This window comes from Pseudomonas sp. LB3P93, assembly GCF_054898025.1.
On sequence record NZ_CM142713.1, the window covers coordinates 1233304 to 1251547 of the forward strand.

General features: G+C 60.8%; 16 protein-coding genes. 7 read left to right on the plus strand and 9 right to left on the minus strand.

Annotated elements, in window-relative coordinates:
- Positions 1-32: 32 nt before the first annotated feature.
- The 9 genes from ACYZT8_RS05335 to ACYZT8_RS05375 all read right to left on the minus strand — a co-directional run bounded on the left by ACYZT8_RS05335 (position 33) and on the right by ACYZT8_RS05375 (position 9585).
- Entirely contained in the window at positions 33-869 is an 837-nt protein-coding gene (locus ACYZT8_RS05335; protein ID WP_461973779.1) for an IS3 family transposase, read from the minus strand.
- On the minus strand, positions 866-1171 hold the full coding sequence (locus ACYZT8_RS05340) for a transposase (RefSeq protein ID WP_461973777.1): 306 nt from the start codon (positions 1169-1171) through the stop codon (positions 866-868). Before ACYZT8_RS05340 ends, ACYZT8_RS05335 begins: the two co-directional genes overlap by 4 nt.
- A 96-nt stretch (positions 1172-1267) precedes the next feature.
- A complete protein-coding gene (locus ACYZT8_RS05345) occupies positions 1268-2692 on the minus strand; it encodes a gamma-aminobutyraldehyde dehydrogenase (protein WP_461979809.1) in 1425 nt (474 codons plus the stop codon).
- Between the two features lie 161 nt (positions 2693-2853).
- Entirely contained in the window at positions 2854-3663 is an 810-nt protein-coding gene (locus ACYZT8_RS05350; protein WP_461979811.1) for an ABC transporter permease, read from the minus strand.
- Positions 3653-4600, minus strand: coding sequence for an ABC transporter permease (locus tag ACYZT8_RS05355; RefSeq protein WP_461979813.1), 948 nt, complete (start codon positions 4598-4600; stop codon positions 3653-3655). Before ACYZT8_RS05355 ends, ACYZT8_RS05350 begins: the two co-directional genes overlap by 11 nt.
- Position 4601: 1 nt before the next feature.
- Complete coding sequence (locus tag ACYZT8_RS05360) at positions 4602-5639, minus strand: ABC transporter ATP-binding protein (protein WP_461979815.1); 1038 nt, start codon at positions 5637-5639, stop codon at positions 4602-4604.
- A 209-nt stretch (positions 5640-5848) separates the two neighbouring features.
- Positions 5849-7000, minus strand: coding sequence for a putative ABC transporter substrate-binding protein YdcS (gene ydcS, locus ACYZT8_RS05365; protein WP_461979817.1), 1152 nt, complete (start codon positions 6998-7000; stop codon positions 5849-5851).
- An 82-nt stretch (positions 7001-7082) separates the two neighbouring features.
- Positions 7083-8570 (minus strand): gamma-aminobutyraldehyde dehydrogenase, encoded by a 1488-nt coding sequence (locus tag ACYZT8_RS05370; RefSeq protein WP_461979819.1) that lies wholly within the window; start codon positions 8568-8570, stop codon positions 7083-7085.
- Between the two features lie 100 nt (positions 8571-8670).
- Positions 8671-9585 carry a LysR family transcriptional regulator gene (locus ACYZT8_RS05375; RefSeq protein WP_461979821.1) on the minus strand — a complete coding sequence of 305 codons (915 nt, stop codon included), beginning with the start codon at positions 9583-9585 and terminating at the stop codon, positions 8671-8673.
- 175 nt (positions 9586-9760) lie between these two features.
- On the opposite strand from ACYZT8_RS05375, the gene ACYZT8_RS05380 reads away from it, so the two are divergent.
- The 7 genes from ACYZT8_RS05380 (at position 9761) to cheB (ending at position 18197) form a co-directional block, all read left to right on the plus strand.
- The gene (locus ACYZT8_RS05380) at positions 9761-10483 is read left to right on the plus strand and encodes a tellurite resistance TerB family protein (RefSeq protein ID WP_461979823.1); all 723 of its coding nucleotides are present in this window, start codon (positions 9761-9763) and stop codon (positions 10481-10483) included.
- 321 nt (positions 10484-10804) lie between these two features.
- A complete protein-coding gene (locus ACYZT8_RS05385; protein ID WP_461979825.1) occupies positions 10805-12427 on the plus strand; it encodes a methyl-accepting chemotaxis protein in 1623 nt (540 codons plus the stop codon).
- Positions 12427-12963 (plus strand): chemotaxis protein CheW, encoded by a 537-nt coding sequence (locus tag ACYZT8_RS05390; protein ID WP_461979827.1) that lies wholly within the window; start codon positions 12427-12429, stop codon positions 12961-12963. Before ACYZT8_RS05385 ends, ACYZT8_RS05390 begins: the two co-directional genes overlap by 1 nt.
- Positions 12960-14225 (plus strand): CheR family methyltransferase, encoded by a 1266-nt coding sequence (locus ACYZT8_RS05395; RefSeq protein ID WP_461979829.1) that lies wholly within the window; start codon positions 12960-12962, stop codon positions 14223-14225. The genes ACYZT8_RS05390 and ACYZT8_RS05395 overlap by 4 nt, the downstream gene beginning before the upstream one ends.
- On the plus strand, positions 14222-14905 hold the full coding sequence (locus ACYZT8_RS05400) for a chemotaxis protein CheW (protein ID WP_461979831.1): 684 nt from the start codon (positions 14222-14224) through the stop codon (positions 14903-14905). The genes ACYZT8_RS05395 and ACYZT8_RS05400 overlap by 4 nt, the downstream gene beginning before the upstream one ends.
- Positions 14902-17190: a response regulator gene (locus ACYZT8_RS05405; protein ID WP_461979833.1), complete on the plus strand. Its 2289-nt coding sequence runs from the start codon at positions 14902-14904 to the stop codon at positions 17188-17190. Before ACYZT8_RS05400 ends, ACYZT8_RS05405 begins: the two co-directional genes overlap by 4 nt.
- Positions 17187-18197: a chemotaxis-specific protein-glutamate methyltransferase CheB gene (gene cheB, locus ACYZT8_RS05410; protein WP_461979835.1), complete on the plus strand. Its 1011-nt coding sequence runs from the start codon at positions 17187-17189 to the stop codon at positions 18195-18197. The genes ACYZT8_RS05405 and cheB overlap by 4 nt, the downstream gene beginning before the upstream one ends.
- Positions 18198-18244 lie beyond the last annotated feature (47 nt).

Sequence of the window (18244 nt, forward strand, 5' to 3'; positions counted from 1 at the left end):
GGTCAAGTAAATCCGGACACCGGTTACGGTGCTTATGCCGCTTTTTGCTCCATAGCTAGTGGCGACAGGTAGTTGTTGTAGCTGTGGAGCCTGGTGCGGTTGTAGTACATGAAGAAACGCGTCATATCAGTTTCGGCTTCCTTGACCGTGCTGTAGCCGTTACGAGGGACCCATTCTGACTTTAGCGTGCCGAAAAAGCGTTCTGTCGGCGCATTGTCCCAGCACTGCCCGCGACGACTCATGCTTTGCAAAATGTCATGGCGTCTCAGCTCTTCTTGAAACTTGCGACTGGTGTACTGACAACCCTGATCCGAATGGAACATTACTCCTGACGGGCATTTACGAAGCTCTGTCGCCATCCGTAGCGCCTTGCTGACCAGGTTCGCGTCGTTGACCAGAGAGAATGCCCAACCGATGACCCGGCGTGCATACAAGTCGATCACGATGGCCAGATGAACCCAACGTTTACCCACCATCAGGCTTGTAACATCGCCACACCAGACCTGATTGACTGCGGTCGGTTTGAAATTGCGCTTGAGCAAATTGGGTGCGACGAACGCTTCAACCCCTTTGGATCTGAATAGGTGCGGCTGGCGTTGTTTACTGACAATGTTGGCCTCTCTCATCAATGCTCTAACAAGGCTTCTTCCGGCAGATATATCTAGTGCCTTCAGGTTTTTGCTGATCGCTCTGGAGCCCAGGGCTTCCCGACTTTCGCTGTGCAACTCGACCACTTTCTCTTTGAGTTCTTCGCGTCTGATCTTTGGCTTGGCGCGCCGCTGCATCCATTCATAAAAGCTGCTGCGCTTCACATCGAAAACGCGACACAGGGTGGCGGTCGGAAATGACTCTCTTAGCTCCGCGATCATCGAAAACGATCGGGGTCCGACATCAAGAGAGCGGTAGCCTTTTTTAAGATTTCGGCTTCCAGTTCCAGGCGTTTGATCTTGGCTTTCAATTCCTGAATCTGGCGCTGATCCTCAGTAATTGCCTTGGTGCCCTGAACGGGTTGCCCTTTGCGCTCCTTGCGAACCTGCTCGACCCACCGCCGCAGGGCGGTAGGTCCAATACCTAAAGACGCGCAGACATCTGGAACGGGGCAATTATCGTCAATTACCATGCTGGCTGCACGATGCTTGAATTCGCGGGAATAGACCTTTCTTTCGTTCATGGAACCTCCAAATTGGCGAAATCATATCGCCCTTAAGAGGTGTCCGGAATTATTAGGCCAGTTCAGCTTGCTGCGGGCGGCGATCCGACGATGTTTTTAGTGCTTGAACATCACATGCCGAACGACGGTGTAGTCCTCCAGCCCGTACATGGACATGTCCTTCCCGTAGCCGGACAGTTTCTGACCGCCATGGGGCATTTCGCTGACCAGCATGAAGTGCGTATTCACCCAGGTGCAGCCGTACTGCAAGCGTGCAGACAAGCGATGGGCGCGGCCGACGTCCGAGGTCCAGACTGACGACGCCAGGCCGTAGTTCGAATCGTTGGCCCAACCCAGCACCTGTGCTTCATCAGTGAATTTGGTCACCGACACCACCGGGCCGAACACTTCACGACGGACGATTTCGTCGTCCTGCTGAGCGTCCGCCAACACGGTCGGTTCGAAGAAGAAACCATTGCCCTCCACAGACTTGCCGCCGGTGACCAGACGGATATGCGGTTGCGCCACGGCACGCTCGACAAACCCGGCCACGCGGTCACGATGCTGCGCCGTGATCAAAGGCCCCAGCTCGGTCGACGGATCATCCTGCAACCCATACTTGATGCTGCTGACCGCCTCGCCGAGTTTCTCGACGAATTTGTCGTAGATGCCTTCCTGCGCATAGATGCGGCAAGCCGCGGTGCAGTCCTGGCCGGCATTGTAGAAACCGAAGGTGCGAATGCCTTCTACGGCGGCGTCGATATCGGCGTCGTCGAAGATGATCACCGGGGCCTTCCCGCCCAGTTCCATGTGCATGCGTTTGACGCTGTCGGCAGTGCTGGAAATGATGTTCGAACCGGTGGCAATCGAACCGGTCAGCGAGACCATGCGCACTTTCGGGTGGGTGACCAGTGGGCTGCCCACTGTAGGACCCCGACCAAACACCAGGTTGAGCACACCAGCCGGGAAAATTTCCGACGCCAATTCAGCCAGACGCAGTGCAGTCAGAGGGGTTTGTTCCGACGGCTTGAGCACCACGGTATTACCCGCCGCGAGGGCTGGGGCGATTTTCCAGGCGACCATCATCAGCGGGTAGTTCCACGGCGCGATGGAGGCGATCACGCCGACCGGGTCGCGGCGGATCATCGAGGTGTGGCCGGGCAAGTATTCGCCGCCCGCCGAACCGCTCATGCAACGGCTGGCGCCGGCGAAGAAACGGAACACGTCGGCAATCGCCGGGATCTCGTCGTTCAGCGCGGCGCTGTAAGGTTTGCCGCAGTTGTCCGATTCCAGTTTGGCCAACTCTTCGCCGTGGGCTTCGATGGTGTCGGCAAGTTTGAGCAGCAGCAGCGAACGTTCTTTTGGCGTGGTTTGCGACCAGCCTTCAAAGGCGCTGTCGGCGGCGCGCACGGCGGCATCGACCTGGGCTTCGCTGGCCTCGTTGATTTCCACCAGCACACGACCGAGGGCCGGGTTGAATACGGGTTGGGCGGGGCCGTCGCCGTCGATCAGTTGGCCGTTGATCAAGAGTTTGGTTTGCATGGCATTTGTCCTCTTCAAAGCAGTTCTTGTTTTGAAACCCGACCCCTGTGGGAGCGAGCCTGCTCGCGATGGCGGTGTGTCAGCCACCATCCATGCTGAATGTGATGGCCTCATCGCGAGCAGGCTCGCTCCCACAGGGGATAGTGGTGTCTGTTATGAATTTATTTCCCGCCACTGCCCGCAACGCTTTCACCGCCCCGGGTCAGGTAATACGCGCCGAGAATCGGCAGCATGGTCACCATCATCACCAGCATCGCGACGACGTTGGTCACCGGCACATCCCGTGGGCGACTGAGTTGATTGAGCAGCCACAGCGGCAACGTACGTTCATGCCCGGCGGTGAAGGTGGTGACGATGATTTCGTCGAACGACAGCGCAAAGGCGAGCATGCCGCCGGCCAGCAGCGCCGAGCCGAGGTTCGGCAGGACGATGTAGCGAAAGGTCTGCCAGCCATCGGCACCGAGGTCCATCGAGGCTTCAATCAAACTGTGCGAGGTGCGGCGCAAACGGGCGATGACGTTGTTGTAGACGATCACCACACAGAAGGTCGCGTGGCCGACGATGATGGTGAACATCCCCGGTTCGATCCCCAATGTCTTGAACGTCGCCAGCAGCGCGATCCCGGTGATGATCCCGGGCAGCGCAATCGGCAGGATCAGCATCAGCGAGATGCCTTGCTTACCGAAGAAATCCCGCCGGTACAACGCCGCCGAGGCGAGGGTGCCGAGGACCATCGCGATCAACGTTGCGATGGCGGCAATTTCAGCCGACAGCTTGATCGCCTCCAGCACGTCGGGACGGGAGAACGCCACGCCGATCCACTTCAGGGTGAAGCCCTTGGGCGGAAAGCTGAACGCCGCGTCTTCGGTGTTGAAGGCGTACAGGAAGATGATCAGGATCGGGAAGTGCAGGAACACCAACCCGCCCCAGGCCGCAATGCGCAGACCGATAGAGGCTTTGTCAGAGTGCATCGAAGGCCCCCAGTCGTTTGACGATGGTCAGGTAAATAGCGATCAACACAATCGGCACCAGCGTGAAGGCCGCCGCCATCGGCATGTTGCCGATCGCGCCTTGCTGGGCATAAACCATGCTGCCGACGAAGTAGCCCGGCGGCCCCACCAGTTGCGGCACGATGAAGTCGCCCAGGGTCAGCGAAAAGGTGAAGATCGAACCGGCCGCAATGCCCGGAATCGACAACGGCAGAGTTACCTGCATGAACGTCTGGCGTGGCTTGGCACCAAGGTCGGCAGAAGCTTGCAGCAGAGACGGTGGCAGGCGTTCCAGTGAAGCCTGGATCGGCAAGATCATGAACGGCAGCCAGATGTAGACGAACACCATGAAACGGCCCAGGTGCGAGGTCGACAACGTGCTGCCGCCCACCCCCGGAATGCCCAGCACAAACTGCAAGACCGGCTCCAGTCCCAAGTGTTGAACGAACCATTGCGCTACGCCGCCCTTGGCCAACAGCAACGTCCAGGCATACGCCTTGACGATGTAACTGGCCCACATCGGCATCATCACCGCGATGTAGAAAAACGCCTTGGTCTTGCCGGTGGTGTAGCGCGCCATGTAATAGGCAATCGGAAACGCGACGACGGCGCTGGCGATCGACACGGCAACGGCCATGCCCAGGGTGCGCAGGATGATGTCGAAGTTCGATGGCTGGAACAGCGCTGCAAAGTTCGCCAGGGTCAGGTCGGGGGTGACCGCCATGGTGAAGTCATCGAAGGTGTAGAAGCCTTGCCACAGCAGAACCAGCAGCGAACCGAGGTAAATCGCGCCGAACCACAGCAGCGGCGGCACCAGCAGCAGCGACAGGTAAAAATTCGGTCGGCGATACAGCAGGTTGGAAAACCTGCGCAGCGGCGAACCGCCGGCCGGGGTTTGAGGGATAACCACGCTGGTCATCTCACACCCCGCCGACAACGGTGTCGTGCAGCGGGATCATCGCCTCGCGCGCCCAGCGTGCGCTGATGCGTTGCCCGGTCTGGTGCTGGGCGCTGACGTCCAGCCACTGCACGTTGGCCTGGCTGATATTGAGGGTCTGGCCGTTTTCCAGTTTCAGCTCATAGCGCGTGGCGCTGCCTTGGTATTGGATGTCGTGAAGCAAGCCGGTGACTTCGATCTCGTGACTGGCCAGTGGACCTTCGGCGAAACGCACGTGTTCCGGGCGAATCGAAAACGGCTGTGGATTGCCGCTCAATTGCTTCGCCAGATCACCGCGAATCACGTTGGACGTGCCGACGAATTCAGCGACGAATGTGGTGGCCGGTTTCATGTAGAGGTTTCGCGGTGTGTCGACCTGCTCGATGCGACCCTTGTTGAATACGGCCACGCGGTCGGACATCGACAGCGCTTCGGTCTGGTCGTGGGTGACGAAGATAAAGGTGATGCCGAGCTGGCGTTGCAGCTTTTTCAACTCGCTCTGCATTTGTTCGCGCAGCTTCAAATCGAGGGCACCCAATGGTTCGTCGAGCAGCAAGACGCGAGGCCGATTGACCAGGGCGCGGGCCAGGGCCACACGCTGGCGCTGACCGCCGGACAGTTGCACCGGTTTACGCTCGCCGTAGCCGCCGAGGGCAACCATGTCGAGGGCTTCTTCGGCGCGTTTCTGCCGTTCGGCTTTACCGACGCCTTTGACTTTCAAGCCGTAGGCGACGTTGTCGAGCACGTTCATGTGCGGGAACAGCGCGTAATCCTGAAAAACCGTGTTGACGTCACGCTCATACGGCGGCAGCCCGGCGGCTTCTTCGCCATGAATTCGAATAGAACCTGCGCTCGGTTGTTCAAAACCGGCGATCAGGCGCAAACACGTGGTTTTGCCCGAGCCGGAAGGGCCCAGCATGGAAAAGAACTCGCCGTCCTGGATATCGATGGAAACCCGGTCAACGGCCTTCACTTCGCCGAACTGACGGGAAACGTTGGTGAACTGGACTGCAAGCGTCATGGTGCGGAACTCCAAAAATCTGAATCTTCAAAAGCATCGTCGGATCGCCGTCGGAGCCGACTCGCCCCCACAGATTTTGCGGTGATCTTGTGGGAGCGATCTGTAGCAGCTGCCGAGGAACGAGGCTGCGTTGGGCTGCGCAGCGGCCCCGAGGGCGGTCCTGCGGACACGCAACGCAGCCTCGTACCTCGGCAGCTGCTACAGGGGTGTTAACGACCGCCCATGATTGCGATGTAGTCCTGGGTCCAGCGGCTGTACGGTACGAACTTGCCACCTTCAGCCTGAGGGGTTTTCCAGAAGGCGATCTTCTCGAACTGGTCGAAGCCGTTGGTTTTGCAACCCTCGGCTCCGAGCAGTTCGCTCGCTTTGCAACCCTCAGGAACCGCCGGCAACGAACCGAACCAGGCGGCCAGGTCACCCTGGACTTTCGGTTGCAGCGACCAGTCCATCCACTTGTAAGCACAGTTCGGGTGCTTGGCGTCGGCGTGCAGCATGGTGGTGTCGGCCCAACCCGTTGCGCCTTCTTTTGGAATGACCGAAGCCACCGACTGCTTGTCCGCCACCAGACCGTTGACCATGTAGCCCCAGGTGCTGGACGCCACGACGCCTTCGTTCTTGACGTCACTCATCTGGACCGTTGCGTCATGCCAGTAGCGGTGGATCAAGGGTTGTTGCTTGCGAAGCAGGTCCAGCGCCGCTTTGTATTGCACTTCGTTGAGCTGGTACGGGTCCTTGATGCCCAGCTCCGGCTGTTTCGATTTGAGATAAAGCGCCGCATCGGCGATATAGATCGGGCCGTCATAGGCTTGAACCCGACCCTTGTTGGACTTGCCGTCCGGCAGGGTTTGCTCTTCGAACACCACACTCCAGCTGTCCGGTGCCGTCTTGAACACGTTGGTGTTGTACATCAACACGTTCGGGCCCCACTGATACGGAGTGCCGTAGGTTTGGTTATTGACGACGTACCAAGGGCCATCCTTGAGGCGAGGGTCTATGTTCTTCCAGTTCGAAATCAACGCCGTGTTGATCGGCTGCACACGCTTGCCAACGATCAACCGCAGCGACGCATCGCCCGACGCGGTCACCAGGTCGTAACCGCCCTTGGACATCAGGCTGACCATTTCATCGGAAGTGGCGGCCGTTTTGACGTTCACCTTACAGCCGGTTTCCTTCTCGAAACCGGTCACCCAGTCGTACGCCTTGTCGCTTTCGCCACGTTCGATGTAGCCGGGCCACGCCACGATATCCAGCTGACCTTCGCCGGCACCGACGGCTTTCAGCGGTTCGGCGGCCTGGAGGCTGGCGCTGGCCAACAGCGCTGTGGTGATTGCACTGAGCAGTGCGGTCTTGTGCACGAACATGGGAATTCCCTCTTCTTTAATTATGGTCGGGGCAGTTGTGAACGTGGTGAAGCATGCCGTTAGCGGCTTGTTATTAGCGTAGTCAGAGATGCTGTCCGTGGCGCGCCATGATGTGCCTCACCACGCTGTAGTCCTGAAGCGAATCGCTGGATAAGTCTTTGCCATAGCCCGAACGTTTCAGGCCGCCGTGGGGCATTTCGCTGACCAGCATGAAATGGCTGTTGATCCAGGTGCAGCCGTACTGCAACCGCGCCGCGACCTGCATGGCTTTGTCGAGGTTCTGGGTCCAGATCGACGAGGCGAGGCCGTATTCCGAGTCGTTGGCCCAGTCCACCGCTTGTTCGAGTTGATCGAAACGGGTCACGGTGACCACCGGCCCGAAGACTTCGCGCTGGACGATTTCATCGTTCTGTTTGCAACCGGCCAGCAAGGTTGGCTGGTAATAGAAGCCGGCGCCGGAATGCACCGCCGCGCCGGTCACCCGTTCGATGTGTGGCTGGCCGAGGGCACGCTCGACGAAACTGGCCACGCGGTCGCGCTGGCGGGTGCTGATCAGCGGGCCGATTTCGTTGTCGGCGTCGCGTTTACCGGCAAAGCGCAGGCTGCTGACCGCCGCGCCGAGTTCAGCCACCAAGCGGTCGTGAATCCCGGCCTGTGCATAAATTCGGCAAGCCGCGGTGCAATCCTGGCCGGCGTTGTAATAACCGTAAGTGCGTACGCCTTCGACCACCGCCTGAATATCCGCATCGTTGCAGACGATCACTGGCGCTTTGCCGCCGAGCTCAAGGTGCGTGCGTTTCAGGGTTTTTGCCGCGGCCTGGAGGATTTTTTGGCCGGTGACGATATCGCCGGTCAACGACACCATGCGCACTTTCGGATGGCTGACCAAGTGGCTGCCGACGCCTTCACCGCCGCCGCAGACGATGTTGATCACGCCGCGTGGAAGGATCTCGGCCAGCGCAGGCGCGAGAGCCAGGATCGACAGCGGCGTGTGTTCGGAAGGTTTGAACACCAGCGTGTTACCGGCGGCGAGGGCCGGGGCGATTTTCCACGCGGCCATCATGATCGGGTAGTTCCACGGCGCAATCGACGCGACCACGCCAATCGGATCGCGACGGACCATGCTGGTGTAGCCCGGCAGGTATTCGCCGCTGAGCTGGCCGGTCTGGCAGCGCACGGCACCGGCGAAGAAGCGGAACACATCGACCGTCGCGCTCAAGTCATCCTGACGGGCCAGGTGCAACGGCTTGCCGCAGTTCAGGGATTCGAGGCGGGCGAGGAGGTCGGCTTGTTTTTCGATGGCGTTGGCGATGTCCAGCAACAGGTTCGAGCGTTGCTGCGGCGTGGTCCGCGACCAGCCGGCGAAGGCGCGGTGGGCGGCGAGGATGGCGGCTTCGACTTGCTCTGTGCTGGCTTCTGCGATGTGGGTCAGCACTTCCCCGGTGGCCGGGTTGAGGATCGGTTCGACAAAACCCTGGCCCGCGACCAATTCGCCATCGATCAACAACGCGGTGAACAACGGGGTCTGCGCGCCAGCCATTTTTCGGGTTCTCTTTTCTTGTGTGGCCATGGTGCTCCCTGTGACTGGGGCCCGGCCGTCTTATTGATGTACCAAGACTAGTTCGCGGGCCCGAGGTCGACAAATTCTAAATACTGAAGGTGGCGTTCGATTAAATAGATGGCTTGCGCCCGCCGTGGGGTTGCTCGCGGGCGACGGTCAAGAACGGGTCCACCAACGCCGGGCGCGCGGTGCCACGACGCCAGGCCAGGCCGACGTCGAGGGTCTGGCTCAGGTCGGCAATCGGCCGTGCTTCGATGATGTCGCCCTCCAGAGACCACGGGCGGTAGGTCATGTCGGGCTGGATCGATACGCCCAGGCCTGCAGCCACAAGGCTTCGAACGGCTTCCGTCGACGCGGTTTTCAGCGTAATGCGCGGTTGCAGTCCGGCCCCGGACCACATGCGCTGGGCGTTGCGGTCCATTTCGTCGACGTTCAGCTGAATCAGCGGCTCACGGGCCACATCGGCGAGGTTGATGCTGTCGTGTTCCAGCAGCGGATGCTGGGCCGGCAGCCACAGCCGATGGGGCGAATGAGTCAGCACTTCGGTCTGCAAGGCGTGGCGATCTTCGAGGTTGGAAAGGATCAATACGCCGACGTCGATCTCGCCGCTGACCAGCAAATGCTCGATGTACGGCCGCTCGTCCTCCATCACGCGGATTTCGACGTTGGGGTAGGCGCGCTGGAAACGAGTGAGTAGATCCGCGAGGTAGTAACCGGCCACCAGACTGGTCACGCCGATGATCAGCTGGCCGGCGACCTGGTCGGTACTTTGTTGCAGGCTGCGTTTGGCGTTGTCCACGGTGGCCAGAATCAGGTGCGCCTGGCGCAGGAATTGATGGCCCTGGTGCGTCAGGCTCATGCCCTTGGCGTGTCGGTTAAACAGGCCGACACCGATCTCTTCTTCCAGTTGCTGGATCGCCAGGGTCAATGTCGATTGGGAAATGAACGCGGTTTGCGCGGCGGCGGAGATCGAGCCAGTCTCGGCCACGGCGATAAAGTGACGAATCTGACGCAAGGTCATCATGGGGAATTACCCGGTGGGCGGTTTTTATAGATTCGCTTGAGTGTATATCGCTTTAATCGATAGCCATGTTTTTCCAGGCAACATCCAGAAGCACTCTCGTCCCCGGTCGCCGGGCACTTTCGTTCTAGGCTGGTGGCCTTAGTGTCCGGATAACCCCTTTCGTGGAGACGGCAAAATGAATACGCGTGGATTGCTCGATCAACTACTCAAGTCCGGTCAGGACATGTTGCAGAACAAGGCCGGTGGCGCTCAAAACAAGGCGTCCAGCGGTGGATTGGGCGGATTGCTCGGTGGCAGCGGTGGTTCGGGCGGCCTCGGCGGTTTGCTCTCCGGCGCGGGCGGCGGTGCCTTGGCGGCAGGTGCGATGGGCCTGTTACTCGGCAGCAAAAAGGCCCGCAACGTTGGCGGAAAAGTCGCCATCTACGGCGGCCTCGCCGCGCTTGGTGTCATTGCCTACAAGGCTTATGGCAACTGGCAGGCCCAACAAGGCACTGCGCCGAAAACCGAGCCGCAAACGCTTGATCGTCTACCCCCGGCCCAAGTCGAGCTGCATAGTCAGGCGATTCTCAAGGCGTTGGTTGCCGCGGCCAAAGCCGATGGCCACGTTGATGACCGTGAGCGTGCATTGATAGAAGGCGAATTCACCAAACTCGACAACGATCAGGAGTTGCAGCAGTGGCTGCACGCCGAACTCAGCAAGCCGCTCGACCCGACAGAAGTGGCCCGCGCGGCCAGCACCCCGGAAATGGCTGCCGAGATGTACATCGCCAGCGTGATGCTGGTGGATGAGGAGAGCTTCATGGAGAAGTCCTACCTGGATGAACTGGCGCGGCAATTGAAGCTGGAGCCTGGGTTGAAGCTGGAGTTGGAGAAGCAGGTGCGCCAGGCTTCCATGTAATTTCAAGATCGCCTTCGCGGGCAAGTCGGATCGCCGCCCGCTCGCTCCTACAGGTACTGCGCTGAACCCGTAGGAGCGAGCGGGCGGCGATCCGACTTGCCCGCGAAGGCGTCTGCAGCCTCACTACATCCCGATGGCCAATCTACGGCCCATTTCTTCCACCTTGCCCCTGCGGTTCACCACCCGTTCCAACGCAAGTCCCCCTCCAGAGGCACTCCCGCCGTATTCCCACCTACAGTCGAGAACTGCCAATCCCCCGTCTTATAAATGAAACACCCTCAGCTATACTCCGCAGCATTTGAATCGCCCCGAGGACTGACTGTGAAGAACTGGACGTTGCGCCAACGCATCTTGGCGAGCTTTGCGGTGATTATCGCCATCATGTTGCTGATGGTCGTCGTCTCGTATTCCCGGCTGTTGAAGATCGAAACCAGCGAAGCCAGTGTCCGTGAGGACGCGTTGCCCGGGGTCTATTACAGCTCGACGATTCGCGGCGCCTGGGTCGACAGTTTTCTCCATATTCAGAAATTGCTGGGCCTGAAGGAAGGGCAGGGCATCAGTGCCGAAGACGCCGCAGACTTCAAAAGCTACGAAGCGCGTGTGCAGGAAGCGATGGGTAACTATCGCGCCACCGTGACTACAGAGGAAGACAAGGTCGAATTCGCGACATTCGAAAAACTCCATGCGGAGTACGGCAAGCTCCTGGCCGCGGTGCTCGACCTGCACAAGCGCAATCAAGAGGCCGATGCCATCAAGTTGTTCAACGAACAGTTGACCCCGGCCTGGACGGCGGGACGCATGAAGCTCAATGACATCCTGCGCGAAAACAAAGCGGTGGCCGACCAAGACATCGCATACATCGATGACGCCGTGGTCACCGCCAAAATCATCATGGGCGTTTCCCTGCTGGTCGCCGTGTTAGCCGCCGGTCTCTGCGGTTTGCTGTTGATGCGCGCAATCATGGCGCCGATGAACCGGATCGTGCAGATCCTCGAAATCATGCGCACTGGCGACCTCAGCGGCCGTCTGAACCTGGAGCGCAAAGACGAATTCAATGCGGTGGAAACCGGCTTCAACGACATGATGACCGAGCTCACCGCTCTCGTGTCTCAGGCCCAACGCTCCTCCGTCCAGGTCACCACATCGGTGACCGAGATCGCCGCCACCTCCAAGCAACAGCAAGCCACCGCCACCGAAACCGCCGCCACCACCACCGAAATCGGCGCGACGTCCCGTGAAATCGCGGCCACTTCTCGCGATCTGGTGCGCACCATGACCGAAGTCTCCACCGCCGCCGATCAGGCTTCGGTAGCGGCCGGTTCCGGGCAGCAAGGCCTGGCGCGGATGGAAGAGACCATGCACTCGGTGATGGGCGCGGCCGATCTGGTCAACGCCAAACTGGCGATCCTCAATGAGAAGGCCGGCAACATTAACCAAGTGGTGGTGACCATCGTCAAAGTCGCCGACCAGACCAACCTCCTGTCGCTGAACGCCGCCATCGAAGCTGAAAAGGCCGGTGAATACGGTCGTGGGTTTGCCGTGGTCGCCACCGAAGTGCGGCGTCTGGCGGATCAGACCGCCGTCGCTACGTACGACATCGAGCAGATGGTGCGTGAGATCCAGTCGGCGGTGTCGGCCGGGGTCATGGGCATGGACAAATTCTCTGAAGAAGTGCGTCGCGGCATGTCCGAAGTGCAGCAGGTCGGCGAGCAGCTGTCGCAGATCATCCACCAGGTTCAGGCGCTGGCGCCGCGGGTGCTGATGGTCAACGAAGGCATGCAGGCCCAGGCCACCGGCGCCGAACAGATCAACCACGCGCTGGTGCAGTTGGGCGATGCCAGCAGCCAGACCGTCGAGTCCTTGCGCCAGGCCAGTTTCGCCATTGACGAGCTGAGCCAGGTGGCCGTGGGGCTGCGGGGCGGCGTCTCGCGATTCAAAGTCTGATGAGCGAACTCGTGGTCAAACGCGGCGGGGTGATGCCGGCGAAACACGCGTTGTTTCTGCTGTTTCGCATCGGCAACGAGCGCTATGCCTTGCAGGCGCGCGAAGTGGCCGAAGTGCTGCCGCGCCTGCCATTGAAACCGATTGCCAAGGCCCCGCACTGGGTCGCCGGGGTATTCGCCTATCGCGGCGCGGTGGTGCCGGTGATCGACCTCAGCGCACTGACCTTTGGCGAACCGGCGCAAGCCCGCACCAGTACGCGGCTGGTGCTGGTGCACTATTGGCCGGATGAGGAGACGCCTTCGCAGTTGCTCGGGCTGATTCTGGAGCAGGCCACCGACACCTTGCGCTGCAACCCGGCGGACTTTAAACCCTATGGCCTGGATAATCGCCAGGCGCCTTACCTGGGGCCGGTCCGTGAAGATGCCCAGGGTTTGCTGCAATGGGTGCGGGTGGCCGATCTGCTTGATGATCAGGTGCGGGCGCTGCTGTTTCCTTCGCCGCCGCTGGACCTGGCGCTGCTTGAGGAACGGCCATGAGCAGCGATCAGCGCTTCTTCGATTTCCTCAAGGAACGCATTGGCCTCGACGTCACGTCGGTGGGGCCGGCGATCATCGAGCGCGCGGTGCGCCAGCGCAGCACGGCCTCCAGGGCGCTGACGGCTGATGAGTATTGGCACACGCTGCAAGGTTCGCAGGACGAACAGCAGGCGTTGATTGAAGCGGTGATCGTTCCTGAGACCTGGTTTTTCCGCTACCCCGAATCCTTCGCGACGTTGGCGAAACTGGCCACCAAACGCTTGGCCGACATCAACAACCTGCGCGCACTGAGGATTCTCAGCCTGCCCTGTTCCACTGGCGAGGAGCCGTACTCCATCGCCATGGCCTTGCTTGATGCCGGGCTCAAGCCGCATCAGTTCAAGGTCGAAGGCATGGACGTCAGCCCGTTGTCGGTGGAAAAAGCCAAACGTGCGCTGTATGGCAAGAATTCGTTTCGTGGCCAGGACATCGAGTTTCGCGAGCGCCATTTCAGTGCCGAAGAAGACGGCTACCGCCTCAGCGAGCGAGTGCTTGAACAAGTGCGTTTGCAGGTCGGCAATCTGCTGGATCCTGCGTTGCTGGCCAGCGAGCCGCCTTATGATTTTGTGTTCTGCCGCAACCTGCTGATCTATTTCGATCTGCCCACCCAGCAGCAAGTTTTCGAAGTGCTCAAGCGTCTGACGCATGTCGACGGCGTGCTGTTTATCGGCCCGGCCGAAGGCAGTTTGCTCGGTCGTTTCGGCATGCGCTCGATTGGCATCCCGCAGTCTTTTGCGTTCAGCCGTCAGAGCGCGCCTGTACCCGAGCCTCTGCCAGTCTTCGTCCCGACACCGCTGCCGGTGCGCCAACCGCTGCGCAGCGTGGCACCGCCACCTGTGCGCAATCGTCCGTTCACAACTATTACGCCACCGACCGTCACCTCGAAAGCCTCGGACGCTGCCACCTTGTTGGCGAACATCACCGCGCTGGCCAACGAAGGCAAAAGTGCCGATGCCCGCGCAGCCTGCGAAACTTACTTGCGCAGTCACGAACCGGTAGCCCAGGTGTTTTATTGGCTGGGGCTGCTCAGCGATGTCGCCGGCAGAGTCCTCGAAGCCCAGGGTTTTTATCGCAAGGCGTTATACCTCGAACCGCAACACCCCGACGCGTTGATGCACCTGGCGGCCTTGCTGCAATCTCTGGGCGACACGGCGGGTGCCAAAAGATTGCAAGACCGCGCCGCCCGCAGCGAACGCGCCGCCGACAGTGAGCGTAAACGATGAAGGCCTCCGACACCTTGAGCGTCACCCATAAAGATGCCCAGGCCATCGACGACTGCTGGAACCGCATCGGTATCCACGGCGACAAGTCCTGCCCGCTGCTGATCGAGCATATTCACTGCCGCAACTGCGCGGTGTACTCCGCCGCTGCCACGCGCTTGCTCGACCGCTACGCTTTGCAACAGGACGATCGCGAGCAGGTTTCGACGGCGGCCGAAATCGACGTGAAAACCCGCTCGCTGCTGATGTTTCGTCTTGGCGAAGAATGGCTGGGCCTGGCTACCCGCAGCCTGGTCGAAGTGGCGCCCCTGCAAGCGATTCATTCCTTGCCACACCAGCGCTCCCGGGCCCTGCTGGGAGTGGCGAACGTGCGCGGAGCTTTGGTGGCGTGCCTGTCGCTGGTGGAGCTGCTCGGTCTCGATGGCACCAGCAGCGTGGCTTCTGGCGCGCGGGTGATGCCGAGGATGCTGATCATCGCTGCCCACGGCGGGCCGGTGGTGGTGCCGGTGGATGAAGTGGACGGCATTCACGCCATCGACGAGCGTATTCTCGATGCCGCGTCGCAGTCCGGTACCCAGGCCAGTGCCAAATACACCCGGGGCGTGCTGCAATTCAAAGGTCGCAGCCTGCGTTGGCTGGATGAAGAACAGCTGTTGTCCGCCGTGACCCGGAGCCTCACATGACCCCCGAGCAAATGCGCGACGCCTCGTTGCTGGAGCTGTTCAGCCTCGAAGCCGAAGCCCAGACCCAAGTGCTGAGCGCAGGCCTTTTGGCGCTTGAACGCGATCCGACGCAGGCCGATCACCTTGAATCGTGCATGCGCGCAGCCCACTCGCTCAAAGGCGCGGCGCGGATTGTCGGGGTCGATGCCGGCGTGAGCGTCGCGCATGTGATGGAAGATTGCCTGGTCAGCGCGCAGGAAGGGCGCCTGTACTTGCGGCCCGAGCACATTGACGCCTTGCTGCAAGGCACCGATCTGCTGATGCGCATTGCGACGCCGAATAACAATCCCGGGGCGGCGGATATCGAGGCCTATGTGGCACTGATGGCTCGGTTGCTGGATCCGCTGGCGTTGGCCATGCCGATCAGCACGCCGATAGCGCCCTTCATGACCGAGTCAGAGCCCGAAGCGCTCGCGCCAAAGGTCGAAGAGCTGGTTCCGGTCGCCGAACCGTCACCCGCAGAACCACCGAAAAAAAACCGGCGCACCACCGAAGGCGGCGAACGCGTGCTGCGTGTCACGGCCGAACGCTTGAACAGCCTGCTCGACCTGTCGAGCAAATCCCTGGTGGAAACCCAGCGACTCAAGCCGCACCTGGCCACGATGCAGCGCCTCAAGCGAATGCAGAACAATGGCCTGCGGGCGCTGGAAAACCTCAACGTCCACCTCAAGGAACATGCCTTGAGCCTCGAAGCCCAGGAAGCCCTGAGCGATGCCCGGCGGCTGCTGGCCGAGTCCCAGCAATTGCTGGTGGAAAAAAACGCCGAACTGGATGAGTTTGCCTGGCAGGCCAGTCAGCGGGCGCAGGTGTTGTACGACACCGCGCTGGCCTGTCGCATGCGGCCGTTTGCCGACGTGTTGAGCGGGCAAGTGCGCATGGTCCGCGACCTCGGTCGCAGCCTCGGTAAACAGGTGCGGCTCGAGATCGAAGGCGAGAAAACCCAGGTTGATCGCGACGTCCTGGAAAAGCTCGAAGCGCCGCTGACGCACTTGCTGCGCAACGCCGTGGATCACGGCATCGAGTCCCCCGAGCAACGCTTGCTGGCCGGCAAGCCTGAAGAAGGCCTGATTCGGCTGCGCGCCTCCCATCAAGCCGGCCTGCTGGTGCTGGAGTTGAGCGATGACGGTCACGGCGTCGATCTGGAAAAGGTCCGCCGCAGCATCATCGAGCGGCAGCTATCCCCAGCCGAAACCGCCGCCCAGTTAAGCGAAGAAGAGCTGCTGACGTTCCTGTTTCTGCCGGGTTTCAGCCTGCGCGACACGGTGACCGAAGTGTCCGGGCGTGGCGTCGGCCTGGACGCGGTTCAGCACATGGTCCGTCAATTGCGCGGCGCGGTGGTGCTGGAGCAGACGGCGGGCGAGGGCAGCCGCTTTCACCTCGAAGTGCCGCTGACGCTGTCTGTGGTGCGCAGTCTGGTGGTCGAGGTCGGTGACGAGGCGTACGCCTTTCCGCTGGCGCACATCGAGCGCATGTGTGATCTGGAGCCGGCGGACATCGTTCAGGTCGAAGGGCGTCAGCACTTCTGGCACGAAGGCCGGCATGTCGGGCTGGTCGCCGCCAGTCAGCTGCTGCAGCGGCCGGCGAGCCCGGGCGGTCAACAAACCCTGAAAGTCGTGGTGATTCGTGAGCGTGAAGCGATTTACGGCGTGGCGGTCGAGCGGTTTGTTGGCGAGCGGACATTGGTCGTTTTGCCGCTGGACGAACGTCTGGGCAAGGTGCAGGACATTTCCGCCGGGGCCTTGCTCGACGATGGGTCGGTGGTGCTGATCGTCGACGTCGAAGACATGCTGCGTTCGGTGGACAAACTGCTCAACACCGGGCGTCTGGAGCGGATTGCCCGTCAGGGCAGCCAGGCGGTCGAGGCAGCGCGCAAACGGATACTGGTGGTCGACGATTCGTTGACCGTTCGCGAGTTGCAGCGCAAGTTGCTGCTCAATCGCGGTTACGACGTAGCCGTGGCGGTCGACGGTATGGATGGCTGGAACGCCCTGCGTTCGGAGGATTTCGATCTGCTGATTACTGACATTGATATGCCGCGCATGGACGGCATCGAACTGGTGTCTTTGTTGCGCCAGGACAATCGCCTGCAATCGCTGCCGGTTATGGTGGTGTCCTATAAAGATCGCGAAGAAGACCGTCGTCGTGGACTGGACGCCGGAGCCGACTATTATCTAGCCAAAGCCAGTTTTCATGACGACGCCCTGCTCGATGCAGTGGTTGAGCTCATCGGAGGAGCGCGGGCATGAAAATAGCCATCGTCAACGATATGCCCATGGCGGTGGAGGCCCTGCGCCGCGCCTTGGCATTCGAACCGGCGCATGAAGTGGTCTGGGTCGCCGGCAATGGCGCCGAGGCGGTGCAACGTTGCGCCGAATTCACCCCGGACCTAATTTTGATGGACCTGATCATGCCGGTGATGGACGGCGTGGAGGCGACCCGGCGGATCATGGCCGAGACCCCCTGCGCCATCGTCATCGTCACGGTCGACCGTCAGCAGAACGTGCACCGGGTGTTTGAGGCCATGGGTCACGGCGCGCTGGACGTGGTCGACACCCCGGCCCTCGGTGCTGGCAATGCCCAAGAGGCGGCGGCGCCGTTGTTGCGCAAGATCATGAACATCGGCTGGCTGATTGGTGACAAGGGCAACCGGGAGCGACCAGCCCCCAGCCCGCTGCGCAGTTCGGCTTCACGCCAGCGACTGGTCGCGATTGGCTCGTCCGCAGGCGGGCCGGCGGCGCTGGAAGTCTTGCTCAAGGGCCTGCCAAAGGATTTTTCGGCTGCCATCGTGCTGGTGCAGCATGTTGACCAGGTGTTCGCCGCCGGCATGGCCGAATGGCTCAGCAGCGCCAGCGGCCTGAAGGTGCGCCTGGCCCAGGAAGGTGAGCCGCCGTTAGCCGGCACGGTGTTGCTGGCGGGCACCAACCACCATATTCGCTTGTTGAAAAACGGCACGCTGGCTTACACCGCCGAACCGGTCAACGAGATCTATCGGCCCTCGATCGATGTATTTTTCGAGAGCGTGGCCAGTTACTGGAACGGCGATGCCGTGGGTGTTTTGCTCACCGGCATGGGGCGTGACGGCGCGCAGGGGCTTAAACTCATGCGCCAGCAGGGCTACATGACCATCGCTCAGGACCAACAAAGCAGTGCGGTTTACGGAATGCCGAAAGCGGCGGCGGCCATCGATGCCGCCGTGGAAGTTCGCCCACTGGACAAGATAGCGCCACGATTGCTGGAGATTTTCCTCAAATGAAGACTTTTCGCAGCAATCCTGGCCCAAGCAGTATTCAGGTGACCGCA